The organism is Microbacterium limosum (assembly GCF_036324365.1).
Classification (GTDB): domain Bacteria; phylum Actinomycetota; class Actinomycetes; order Actinomycetales; family Microbacteriaceae; genus Microbacterium; species Microbacterium limosum.
Genome location: NZ_CP137080.1, coordinates 188551 through 200152 on the forward strand (window position 1 = coordinate 188551; position 11602 = coordinate 200152).

The 11602-nt window shown below is 68.8% G+C and carries 14 protein-coding genes; 8 read left to right on the plus strand and 6 right to left on the minus strand.

Features of this window, described 5'->3' with window-relative positions; translation table 11 throughout:
* Positions 1-9: 9 nt before the first annotated feature.
* Positions 10-381 carry a sulfate permease gene (locus RYJ27_RS00910; RefSeq protein ID WP_330170932.1) on the minus strand — a complete coding sequence of 124 codons (372 nt, stop codon included), beginning with the start codon at positions 379-381 and terminating at the stop codon, positions 10-12.
* 376 nt (positions 382-757) lie between these two features.
* Here RYJ27_RS00910 and RYJ27_RS00915 point away from each other — a divergent pair, with 376 nt between their 5' ends.
* From RYJ27_RS00915 to RYJ27_RS00950, 8 genes are all read left to right on the plus strand, one after another.
* On the plus strand, positions 758-1228 hold the full coding sequence (locus RYJ27_RS00915) for a hypothetical protein (protein WP_330170933.1): 471 nt from the start codon (positions 758-760) through the stop codon (positions 1226-1228).
* Between the two features lie 90 nt (positions 1229-1318).
* On the plus strand, positions 1319-1630 hold the full coding sequence (locus RYJ27_RS00920) for a signal peptidase II (protein ID WP_330170934.1): 312 nt from the start codon (positions 1319-1321) through the stop codon (positions 1628-1630).
* Positions 1627-1962, plus strand: coding sequence for a DUF6804 family protein (locus RYJ27_RS00925; RefSeq protein WP_330170935.1), 336 nt, complete (start codon positions 1627-1629; stop codon positions 1960-1962). Before RYJ27_RS00920 ends, RYJ27_RS00925 begins: the two co-directional genes overlap by 4 nt.
* On the plus strand, positions 1959-2555 hold the full coding sequence (locus RYJ27_RS00930) for a TlpA family protein disulfide reductase (protein ID WP_330170936.1): 597 nt from the start codon (positions 1959-1961) through the stop codon (positions 2553-2555). Before RYJ27_RS00925 ends, RYJ27_RS00930 begins: the two co-directional genes overlap by 4 nt.
* Positions 2552-3346, plus strand: a complete 795-nt coding sequence (locus tag RYJ27_RS00935; protein ID WP_330170937.1) for a cytochrome c biogenesis CcdA family protein — start codon at positions 2552-2554, stop codon at positions 3344-3346. Before RYJ27_RS00930 ends, RYJ27_RS00935 begins: the two co-directional genes overlap by 4 nt.
* Complete coding sequence (gene resB, locus RYJ27_RS00940) at positions 3327-5054, plus strand: cytochrome c biogenesis protein ResB (RefSeq protein ID WP_330170938.1); 1728 nt, start codon at positions 3327-3329, stop codon at positions 5052-5054. The genes RYJ27_RS00935 and resB overlap by 20 nt, the downstream gene beginning before the upstream one ends.
* A 14-nt stretch (positions 5055-5068) precedes the next feature.
* A complete protein-coding gene (gene ccsB / locus RYJ27_RS00945; protein WP_330170939.1) occupies positions 5069-6100 on the plus strand; it encodes a c-type cytochrome biogenesis protein CcsB in 1032 nt (343 codons plus the stop codon).
* A 67-nt stretch (positions 6101-6167) separates the two neighbouring features.
* Positions 6168-7475 (plus strand): hypothetical protein, encoded by a 1308-nt coding sequence (locus RYJ27_RS00950; RefSeq protein WP_330170940.1) that lies wholly within the window; start codon positions 6168-6170, stop codon positions 7473-7475.
* 128 nt (positions 7476-7603) lie between these two features.
* Here RYJ27_RS00950 and RYJ27_RS00955 read toward each other — a convergent pair whose 3' ends face one another.
* The 5 genes from RYJ27_RS00955 to lnt all read right to left on the minus strand — a co-directional run bounded on the left by RYJ27_RS00955 (position 7604) and on the right by lnt (position 11601).
* Positions 7604-7996 (minus strand): PIN domain-containing protein, encoded by a 393-nt coding sequence (locus RYJ27_RS00955; protein WP_330170941.1) that lies wholly within the window; start codon positions 7994-7996, stop codon positions 7604-7606.
* On the minus strand, positions 7984-8241 hold the full coding sequence (locus RYJ27_RS00960; protein WP_330170942.1) for a type II toxin-antitoxin system Phd/YefM family antitoxin: 258 nt from the start codon (positions 8239-8241) through the stop codon (positions 7984-7986). The genes RYJ27_RS00955 and RYJ27_RS00960 overlap by 13 nt, the downstream gene beginning before the upstream one ends.
* A 70-nt stretch (positions 8242-8311) precedes the next feature.
* Entirely contained in the window at positions 8312-9328 is a 1017-nt protein-coding gene (locus RYJ27_RS00965) for a flavin-containing monooxygenase (RefSeq protein ID WP_330172076.1), read from the minus strand.
* 204 nt (positions 9329-9532) lie between these two features.
* Positions 9533-9937 carry a hypothetical protein gene (locus tag RYJ27_RS00970; protein WP_330170943.1) on the minus strand — a complete coding sequence of 135 codons (405 nt, stop codon included), beginning with the start codon at positions 9935-9937 and terminating at the stop codon, positions 9533-9535.
* A 56-nt stretch (positions 9938-9993) separates the two neighbouring features.
* Entirely contained in the window at positions 9994-11601 is a 1608-nt protein-coding gene (gene lnt / locus RYJ27_RS00975) for an apolipoprotein N-acyltransferase (RefSeq protein WP_330170944.1), read from the minus strand.
* Position 11602: the final 1 nt, after the last annotated feature.

Below are 11602 nucleotides of genomic sequence, written 5' to 3' on the forward strand. Positions count from 1 at the left end.
GGGGATCGGTCAGGTCGCTATCGGCACGGGCGTCTTGTCTGCGACGTCCTGCCGTTCGCGCTTCACCGCCCGCCGTCGGGCCACCGCTTCTCTCGTGCGAGCGACCGTGAGTGCGAGCAGGCTGTAGGGGTCGAAGGTGATGAACTTGGCACTGTTCCAGAACGTCAGGAGCACAAGCAGGTTCAACGCCGCGGGTGCGCCAGACTGAATCCATGCGGCTAGCAGGATCGTTGCCATCCAGTACGCCAGGCCGAGCAGCATGAACGGGATGCCGAACTTGAGGCGGTCTCGGCGGCGAAGCCACGCCAGCAGCCGGTTCGTCGGCGCGTAGCTGAGCAGGGCGTGAACGCGAACGCTCGCAGACAGGATGGGTCTGAGCACGGTGACTCCCTCGTATCAGGCCGTCGCTACGGCCTCGGGCTGCTTATGCAGGTGCAAGTACGAGAGGTCACCCGATGACGGGAGCACGCCTCCCAGATCACGTTCGCTGGGTCGGCACAGATGAGTCCTGCGAGTTCAACGATACTCCGATGGTTCGACATCCGCGACGGATCGAGCATTGGCAACGGGTTGAGAGGCGTTCGACGGTGATGCGGATCAGTGCCTCCTCTTGCCAGGAGACACGCACCGTTGGCTCTCGACGAGATGCGCCGCGTCAGCATGAGACAGCGGGTGAGAGGGTCGTTTCCACGGCCGGGTCTCTGGCCGTCGCCGCCGTCTTTGGGGGCGCCAAGGATGGCACGGTAGGCTTGAGGCGATGATCTTGTCGGCTCGGAATCCTCAGTCTGCGATGTTGGCTGAGCGGTTGCTGATAACGAGGATCATTACCAGCCTCGGACTCACCCTGCTCCTCATGCTCGGCATCGCGGGCGCAGGACACGGAGAGTCGGAGGGTGCGCCGCCAGTGTCGCTGGCGATGACCGCACTCGTCGATCCGCATGTGGACCTACTGAGCCACGGCCCAGCTGCGGCGAGCCACGGCGCAGAGCATGAGGTGTTCTCAAGCGGTTTGCAGGAGTCGAGCGCCCTGATGGGCGCGGCGTTGTGCATGCTCGGGATGCTGTGCGGCCTCGTCTTCGCGGTGTTGATACGCGGGTTGTGGCGAGGGCGCACCCCTCCCGATCGCGGGTTGCTGCTGCCGCGCGTGTTGTCGTTGCTTCCTGCTTCGGTCGCGCGTCCGCGCGCGACCGTTCTGTCTCTGACGCAGTTGGGCTTGTCCCGAACCTGATTCTCGGCACACCGTCCCTCTCGGGACGGTGCTTCGCCCCGGGCTGTGCCCGGGTTCTGTCCTGTGCCGTGTCTGTGTTTGGTGTACCCGATGAAAACCCCTGTGAAGGCGACGTTGATCGCGGTCGCGGTCGCTGTCGTGCTGGTGTTGGCTGCGATCGTCTATGCCTTTGTCGATCAGAGCCCAGCCCCACCCGGCTTCGAGGTTGGGCGCGTCACCGACTTCCTCGCCTACGGCAACCTGTCCATCGGCAACCTGGCGGACATTGCCCTCGTCGCCGGCGTCATCCTCGTCGGTCTCATCCTCTGGATACGCCGCCGTTACGTCGGTGTCGTGGAGAAGGATGCCGCAGCCTCTCCAGGGACGGTCGCCCCCACGGGTTCGGCGGTGAGCGGCTCATGACCTCGAAGGTGCGCGCGCCGTCGCGGTATCAGCGCAATGCGTTCGCGCCGAGCCTGATCGCTGCGGGGACGTTGTTCGTCGCACCGCTGCTGCTGGGCGGAGACTGGTTCCTGGTCGTGCTGTTCCTGGTGTCGATCCTCGCGCTGATCGTCGCGTGGTTCGCGATCCAGGCGCGGCAATGGTGGTGGATGCCGGTGTTCGCGGCGATCGCGGTGCTGTGGAACCCGGTGTTCCCGTTCCCGTTCACCGGGCCGGTCTGGACGGCCGCGCAGCCGGTGACTGCGGTCGTGTTCCTGGTCGCGGGCGCGATGGTGAAGGTGAAGCGCACATGAGCCGTCGCTCGCTCACCGTCACCGCGGCATTGCTCGCTGCCCTGGTGCTCGCCGGCTGCACGAGCAACGACTCGCTCGCCCAGCAGTACCGTGAAGGGAACGAGAGAGGATACATCTCCGGGGAGTTCCGAGTCGTGGAGATCGCCCCGCAGGACCGCGGCGAGCCGGTGGTCTTCGGGGGCGTGACGGAGACCGGCGAGGCGGTGTCCAGCGACGACTACCGCGGCGGAGTGCTGGTCGTGAACTTCTGGTTCGCCGCGTGCGCGCCGTGCATCGTCGAAGCGCCGCTGCTCGAGCAGGTCTGGCAGGACTACCAAGAGCAGGGCGTCGCGTTCCTCGGGATCAACATCTACGACCAGCCCGCCACCGCCCTGTCGTTCGCGAGAGACAACAACGTCACCTACCCCAGCGTGATCGACGTCGACGACGGGAGGGTCAAGCTCGCGTTCGCGCAGGTCACCCCCATCCAGGCCACGCCCACCACGCTCTTCCTCGACCGCGACGGACGGGTCGCCGCGCGGATCATCGGGCAGCTCGCCAGCGCGTCCATCCTGTCGACGCTCGTCGCCGACACCCTGGCGGAGTCCTCGTGAACCCGGGCGCAGTGGTCGTCGACGGCGCCTTGTGGGTGGCGATCCCGCTCGCCGTGCTCGCCGGGCTCGTCTCCTTCGTCTCCCCGTGCGTGCTGCCGCTGGTGCCCGGCTACCTCGGCTACCTCGGCGGCGCGAGCGCCCGCGCCTACACGCCCGCGCCGACTGACGGGACAGCCACGGCCACGGCCACGGCCACGGCCACGGCCACGAGAGAGCGGACCCGGCTGCTGCTGGGCGTGACCTTGTTCATCGCGGGGTTCACGGTCGTGTTCGTCACCGTGACGATCCTCGGCGGCACGTTCGGGTTCCTGCTGCTGCAGTACGCGAACATCCTTACCCGCGTCTTCGGGGTGGTCATCATCGTGCTCGGGCTGGTGTTCATCGGGTTCTTCGGCATCGCCCAACGCACCCTCCGCCCTCGCATCCAGGGGCACGCGGGGCTCATCGGCGCGCCCCTGCTCGGGTTCGCCCTCGGCGTCGGGTGGACCCCGTGCATCGGCCCGACGCTCGCGGCGATCCTGTCCATGTCGTGGAACCTCGGCGACCCCGCACGCGCCGGCCTGCTCGGGCTCGCGTACTCCCTCGGGCTGGGCATCCCGTTCCTGCTGCTCGCCCTCGGCTGGGGGTGGGCGTCCCGCTCGGTGGGGTTCCTGCGCCGTCACATCCGCGCCCTCAACCTCGTCGGCGGCAGCATGCTCGTCTTCCTCGGGATCCTCATGGTGACCGGGGCGTGGACGGCGCTGATGTCCGCGCTGCAACAGGTGGTGATAAATGTCCCCCTCCCGCTCTGACACCGCCGCCGAGGTCGCGACAGACCCGCTCCGCCCCGGCGACCACACCGACGCCGACCCGCCAGGGATCACTCAGCCCGTCCTCGGGCTGACCGGCTGGCTGCGGTGGGGGTGGCGGCAGCTGACCAGCATGCGCACCGCGCTGGTGCTGCTGCTGTTCCTCGCGATCGCGGCCGTGCCCGGCTCGCTGTTCCCGCAGCGCAGCGCTGACCCCAACGGCGTCATCCAGTGGGAGCGCGACAACCCGGACATGTTCCCGCTCGCCGATGCGGTAGGGATGTTCGACGTCTACCTGTCGCCGTGGTTCTCCGCGATCTACCTGCTGCTGTTCACCTCCCTCATCGGCTGCGTCATCCCTCGCGCGAAGCACCACTACAAGGCGCTCCGAGCCCGGCCCCCACGGACTCCCGCCCGGCTGACGCGCCTCGCCGAGCACGAGGAGGCAGAGCTTCCTGCGGCGAGCGGGCGGCCCGACCCGGCCAGGTACGCGATCGAGCTCGCCGAGCGGCAGCTGCGTCGCGCGGGCTACCGGGTCGAGCGGTACGACGGGCGCGGGTGGGTGTCGGTGTCAGCCGAGCGCGGCTACCTGCGCGAGACCGGCAACCTGATCTTCCACATCGCCCTGGTTGGCGTGCTCGTCGCGGTCGGCGTCGGCGGCGCGCTCTCCTACACCGGGCAACGGGTCGTGGTGGAAGGCACCACGTTCGTCAACGCGCTCAGCAGCTACTCCTCGTTCAGCCCCGGCCAGTTCATCGACGGCACCGGCCTCGCCCCCTACTCGCTCACCCTCGACGACTTCCAGGTCTCGTATCGGCTGCCCGGCACCCCCGGCGCAGGACAGGCTGGCGACTTCTCCGCAGACCTCACCATCCGGGTGCCAGGCCAGGAGGACCGGGCAGAGAGCGTGATCGTGAACTATCCGATCACCGTCGAAGGCGACCGCATCTACCTGCTCGGCAACGGGTACGCGCCCACTCTCACCGTCCGCGACGCCGACGGCGAGATGGTGTACAGCGAGTCGCAGCCGTTCCTGCCGCAGGATGCGAACATGACCTCCCTGGGGATCGTCAAAATCCCGGACGGGCTGCCCGAACAGCTCGGCCTGGTCGGGTTCCTCTACCCCACCCAGGGCGTGCTCCCCTCGGGGGCCTTCACGTCGATCTATCCCGACGTGGTGAACCCGGTAATCACCTTCAACGTGTTCAGCGGCGACCTGGGCATCGACGACGGCACACCGCGGTCGGTGTACACGCTGGAGGTCGAGGGACTCACCCAGCACACCGGCGGCGACACCGGTCTGGACTCGATCGAGCTCACCCCCGGCGCCACCGCCGATTTGCCGAACGGATGGGGCACCATCACCTGGGAGAGCGTGAGCGACGCCGATCCGGTGAAGAGATTCGCGTCGCTGCAGATCCAGCGTGACCCCACCAGCGGATGGGTGCTCGCGTTCTCGATCCTCGCCACGCTCGGCCTGTTCGCCGGTCTTTTCGTGCCCCGCCGCCGCCTCTGGGTCAAAGCCCACCCCGCAGCCGAGGGCATCCGCGTCGAGTACGCGGGACTCGCCCGCGGCGAGGACCCCGCCCTCGCACGCGCCGTCGCCGACCTCGCCGCGCAGCACACCACCACCTACGTCGACGAGGCGGGAACAGCGCCAGGACCAGGACGACGAGCGAGTGGATCCCCGCCGACCCGCCCATCACCATGAGTAAGGAGCCTCCGATGCCCGGAGCAGAAACGCTCTCCCTAGACGCAGTATCGCTGCTGCTGGTATGGACGGCGATCGCCGTCTACCTGCTGGCCTTCATCGCTTACACGATCGACCTCGCCCAGCGCGCAGCCCGCACGGGCGCGGCGCACGAGCCGCGGCAGACGCCCGCCCTCGTCGGTGCGTTCGCGTCGACGAGAGCGCAGGACCACGATGCCGCGGAGCCGCGCACCGCGCAACACGACCTGCACGCACCCCCTGGGAAGCGAAACCGGCTGCTGTGGGCAAGGATCGGCACCGCGCTCACGATCCTCGCTTTCCTGTTGCAGCTCGGCGGCACCGTCGGCCGCGGCATCGCCGCCGAGCGGGTTCCGTGGGCGAACATGTACGAATTCGCCCTCACCGGGACGCTCCTCATCGTCGCCGTCTATCTGCTGGCGCTTCGCTGGTACGACCTCCGGTTCCTCGGAGCGTTCCTCATCGGCATGGTCGTGCTGCTGCTGGGCGGGGCCACGATCTCGTACTACGTCGAGGTCGTCCCGCTGATGGACCCGCTCAAGAGCGTCTGGCTGGTCATCCACGTCTTCGTCGCCTCCCTGGCCACCGCGCTGTTCGCGATCGCCTGCGGCATCTCCATCACCCAGCTCCTGCAAGCCCGCCGGGAACGCCGCGCACAAGCATCGTCGGATGTCGCGGGCAACATCGGCCCAGGGTTCCTGCGCACTCTTCCCACCGCCGACGTGCTCGAATCTCTCGCCTACCGATTCGCGATCGTCGGCTTCGTGTTCTGGACGTTCACCCTCATCGCCGGAGCGATCTGGGCCAACGACTCCTGGGGACGCTATTGGGGCTGGGACGTCAAGGAAGTGTGGACGTTCGTGATCTGGGTGATCTACGCCGGCTACATCCACGCCCGCGCGACCCGCGGATGGCGCGGCACCCGCTCTGCCTGGCTGTCCATCACCGGGTTCGTCGCGGTGCTGTTCAACTTCACCATCGTCAACATGTTCTTCCAGGGACTCCACGCCTACTCAGGACTCACCTGACCTCGCGGACAGGACCTTCACCGCCCAGGGCAGTGCTGCTGCCGGCACCCACGGATTGTAGTCACACATGCGAATCGGCATCACGAGCAAGAAGACGCTCTTCCTGCGCCACCTGCGTATGGCGGGCCTCTCGGCACTGCTGGTCTACCTGTTCTACTCGTCGTATTCGGCTTGGGGGGTTCAACCGGCGCTGTGGCCCGACTGGGGCGAGGACCATCCCTTCTGGCGGGCGTGGGCACATGCCGCGTTCGTGCTCTTGTTCTTCGCGCTGATCCTGTCACCAGCCTCGACTCTCTGGAAGCCTGTGCAGCGTCTCTTGCCTTGGAGGCGGGAACTGGGGATCTGGTTCGCGGTGCTGGCGCTGGGTCACGGGTATGCCATCTGGGACCGTTGGGCGCGGTGGGACGTGGGCACGCTCTTCGGGTTCCAGTACGTCGAGGAACTGGGCAGCTACATCCTTGCCCGCCCCGAGGTCGGCATCATGAACATGATGGGGCTGGTCATGCTTCCCATGATCATGCTGCTCGCCGTGACCTCCTCCGACAGAGCGGTGAGCTTCCTCGGTGGATCGTCGTGGAAATGGATTCACAGGAGCTTGGTACACGCGATCTTCTACATCGCGATGCTGCGCGGAGTCTTGTACTTCTTCTACTTCTTTCAGACCACTCCGCCCGACTGGCGGGTGTATCCGCCCATCTGGTTCATGTACGTCTTCCTGGGAATGGGTGTCGTGGTGGTCTCGCTCCAAGGAGCCGCCTTCGCCAAGACGGTGCTCCAGCGGAGGAGTCAGCGGCAGGAGAACGGGATCCTCGCGATTCTCGCGATGTCGGGTGTGGTCGCGATGTTCGTCGCGCCGATGGCGCTCATGCTCGGGACGGTGGCCTACTTCGACAGCCGCCTCCTCAAGGAGAACCCCACACTCGCCGGACAGGCGCAGGCCCCGCAAGACCCGCAAGCTCCGGTCCCTGACGAATACGCGCAGAGCTTCGAGATGGTCATCCACGCCGACGGACAGGACAGCCGCCTCTGGGTAAGGGACCTGGACGACGCACCATCCTTCCGATTGACCGCCGAAGTCGGAGGAGCACCGGTTTCGGAACAGATCTACCGGTTCAGCGACCGGACGTTGTATGTCGCCGAGCAAGGACCAGGCCCAAACCTGACATGGTCGCGGATGGAGGACATGGATCCAGAAGACATCGGTCTCCCGCAGATGATCTTGGAGCCAGCCGTTTGGGCTGCGCAGTACGGACCCGGGGAACACCGGATCCCGGTTGCCGAGGGAGAACTGCAGGTCACCATCCACAGCGTGGACGAGCCCATCGCCGACGCCGTCTTCGAGATCCCCGAGGACGCAGACCCGGTGCCGAGGTGAGCCCCACCCCTCTGTCGGGAGCCGCCCCGCGACGACGCTGCCATCCGCTTTGCTGAGCCCTCTGGCGCGGTCGGGGACGCCGGTGCGATGGTCAAGGAGTTCGCACCGGCCCCGCGGTAGGTCCACTGCTAGACGGCGACGTCGAGGCCGGGTAGGTCGCTGAAGCGTGCCTTGAGGTCGAGGGAGACGACCTGACGGCCGGTCTGTCGTGCGTGCGCAGCGATGATGAGGTCGTGGGCGCCGCGCGGGCTTCCCGCGCGCCGGACGTAGTCGAGCAGTGCCGCGTGTTCTGCTGCCGTAGCTCTCGTGTACGGCAGGACTTCGATCGTCTCCTCGACGTCGTGGACGAACTGCTCGCGCGCCTGCCGGCGAGTCGCGTCCGCGGCCAGGACGCCGTGCCGCAGCTCGGCGAGCGTGATCGCCGAGATGGCGAGGTCGTCGGACTCCGAGACCGGCCAGGCACCCGGCCCTTGCCGATCGAGCTGGATCAGGGCGTTGGTGTCGAGGATCAGTCGCGCCACGGGTCGGACGCGTCCACGGCCAGGAGCTCGCGCGCGCTCACGGCGTCGGCGGCGAAGTCGTCGTCGAGCGGCGGGCGTCCGGCGCGGCGGGCGAGGAAGCCGGCGATCGTGCGGCTGGCGGCCGGCACGATCCGGGCGATCACCCTGCCGTCGCGCACGACGGTGTACTCCTCGCCGTCGTGCTCGACGTGGTCGAGCAGCGCGGAGAACCCCCGGGAGGCGTCTCGTGCGGAAACGGTGGTCATGACAGCAATGATACACCCGTGTCAGACACGTCAGACATAGGTGGGGCGCGTGCCTGCTTGGCGTCGGGTTTCATGGTCGGTCGGCGATCCTGCGTGCGATGATCGTGGCGTCCCGCGATACCTTGTCGAGCGTGTCGGCGCCGGGTCTGCTGTACCGGGGGATGCCCGCGACGAACAGCCCGGGCATGGCTGTGGACGGGAATCGTGCCGGTGTGGTGCGCACGGGGTCGGGGAGCCAGTCGTCTGCGGGCTCGAAGCCGGTAGCGAGGACCACCGAACGGGGGGCGATGCGCGTGCTGTCGGCCAGCATCACGGTCACGGAGTCGGCAGCGGTCACCGCCGGCGTTACGCGAACGCCGGCGCGACGCAGCTTCTGGTAGCTGTCGCCGAATACGGGCTCGGGTCGCCGTCGACGCAACCACGCCCGTGCGCTTCCTTCGGCGGGGAAGGCAGTCAACGGCAGTTGGCCGCGGTGGGCGCGTACCGAGAGCGTGACCGTGTGGGATCCGAGAAGATCCCGGGCGATCTGAACGCCGCTGTTTCCTCCGCCCACGATCAGCACGTCACCAGGGGGTATCTGGCGCGGGTACCGGTAGTCGCCGCTGTGCATCATCGCCCCGGGTAGCTGCAGCGAGGCCGCCCACGCGGGTACGCGTGGGTGAGCGGCCGCGCCTGTGGCGCAGACGACGTTGCGGGTCTGCACGTCGCCGACGGTGGTGGACAGCTGCAGGGTCGGGCCCGTCCCGCGGCGTTCCACGCTGATCGCTCGTACGTCCCAGACCGGCTTCACGCCTAGCTGCCTCTGAACGTCATCGAGGTAGTCGGCGATCTCATCGCCGCGTAGGTGCCGTGCCGGGTCGCCGGGTATGCGGTGGTGAGGGAGCGCACTGTGGGCGGCGTCGCTGAGCAGGGTCAGCGAGTGCCAGCGTGACGACCAGCTCCGCTGCCCCGCGGGGGCGGCGTCGATCATGACGAAGTCTTGCTGTGGCCGCAGTCCTTGCCCGATCAGCGCGGCGGCGACGGCCAGTCCCGACTGTCCGGCGCCGACGATGATCGCCCGCCGATGGGACAGCCCCGCCGGCATCATCACTCACCCCCTCGTGTGAGGCTCGGACGATCGCCGGGCGTGAGCTGCGCGTCGATCTGGCGCGGCACGGCGGCTGCGCGGACGAGGGCGGCTGTGGCCGCAGGAACAAGGGTCATCAAGGGAGGTCTCCAAACACATCACCGGGCACGAACGCAATCCACCGAGGTGGGTGGACGCCGGATAGGACGGCGCCCGCTCCGGTGGTCAGGTTCGGGAGATCGACAGCTGCGTCAGCGTCAGCGCCGATCGCCGAGACGACGTCGCAGGTGGCGCCTGGACGGGTGTGGGGGACGTGGGCGCCGTCACGAGTTGTCGCCGGCGGGGCGGGGCGGCCAGGCGAGCCAGGGCGATCAGAGCGGCCCCTGCCCAGACCGCGAAGAAGCATGCCGCCAGGTGGCCGGCGTCCGTTCCCGCGTCGCTTTGTGCCGGCAGCGCGGCCGGGTGCCCCGCCGGCGCATCCTCCCCCGCTGCCTGCGCGTGTGTGGTCGCCACGGAGGAGATCGCGGCGACCGGATGCGAATCCGCCGTGCCCCGGGTGTCGCCGTGCGATGCGGACCACGCGGTGACCGCGAGCAGCAGCACCAGCACGGCCCGGGCGACAGGCCGCATCCGCGGCAGGCTGCGGCCCGAAGCCCCGAGAGCGGCCGCCCACGACGCCCGCGCCGTCACGATCCCGCCCCAGCGCCTGCCGGCGTGAGCGCCGGCTCGTCGGTCGCGCGAGAACGCGTGACCCTGCTGAGCACGCCCGTGAGGGCCAGGGCACCGATACCGCCCCACAGGATGATCCCGGCCAGCACAGGGCCGAGCAGGACACCGGGGGTGGTTCCGGTGCGAAGCTCCACGTCGGCGACCAGCGCGCCCGCGGTCCCGGCGGGCAGGGAGTCGACGGTGGTGCCGTCGGGCGCGATGATCTGGCTGGTGCCGACAGTGGAGACGTTCACGACGCTGCGGCCGGTCTCGATCGCTCGCATCCGGGCGAACGCGAGCTGCTGCAGGTTCTCGTCGGTGTCGCGGAAGTCGGCGTTGTTGGTCTGGAACACCAGCACCTGGGCGCCCGCCCGGACGCTCTCGGCGATCACGTCGTCGTAGATCACGTCGAAGCAGATCGCCAGCCCCACCGGCGTCCCGTCGACGATCACCACGGGAGGGTCGGTGCCGTGCGTGTACTCCCGCTGGATGAGCCCCACCAGATCGGGGGCGAGGGCGTTGTAGAACTCCCGGTCGGGCACATACTCCCCGAACGGGACCGGGTGGCGCTTCGCGTGCGTCTGCACGTCGGCGCGACGCGGCGCGGCAGCCCCGGTCGGCAGGTCCCAGAGGAACGAGGTGTTGTAGGCATCGTCGCCGACGACCGTGGCGGCGTTGGCCAGCAGCGGCGCGCCGGCCCGCTCCGCGACCCCGGTGAGCTCACGGGCCAGGCGGGCGTCCTGGAACGGGTCGCCGTCCAGTCCCTCCGGCCACACCAGCAGATCGAGGTCCTCCCCCTCCACCGCGATGCTCGCCTCAGCCTGCGCGCGTGCGATCGCACCCGGTTCGCGTTCGTCGAAGTAGCCGGAGGGTCCGTTGCCCTGCACCGCGCCGATCCGCATCGTTCCCGACCCCGTCGTCGGGAACGCCGGCACGAGCATCAGGATGCCGGCGATCACCACGGGAAGCGCTGCCGATGCCGTCCGCCGCCATCCCGACACGCGCACCCACTCGATCGTCACGGCGACCGCGAACACGATCGCGAAGCTCAGCCCGCTCACCCCGGCCCAGGAGGAGATGGTCGCGACGGGGCTCTCCGCCTGCGTCATCCCCAGCCGCGCCCACGGGAACCCGCCGTACGGCCACGCCCCCATCAGGATCTCCCGGCCCGTCCACAGCGCCGCCAGCAGCAGCGGCAGCAGCAGCATCCGCCCCGTCCGGCCCGGGGCGATGCGCGGCATCCACCGGTAGGCGAGGGTCAGCGGGATCACCCCGACCGCGGTGAGCGCAGCCTGCACGACGGTCAACGCCAGCCACGGCACCGGCCCGAGGTAGCGGGAGGTCCACGACACCAGCAGCGCGAAGAACACCGCCCCGAAGACCGCGCCGACGCCGAGGGCGCCCGCTGCGCTGCGTCCGATCAGCGCGCACAACAGCAGCCCGGCAGCGATCGGCGCGGCCACCCACACCCCGGCCTGCGGGTAGGCAAGGTCCATCAGCAACCCGGCCCCGGCTGCGACCGCGAGCGCCGCCCACAACGGCAGCAGCGGGAAGAGCTGCCGGGGTGTGTCTGTGCGCGAGGTCATG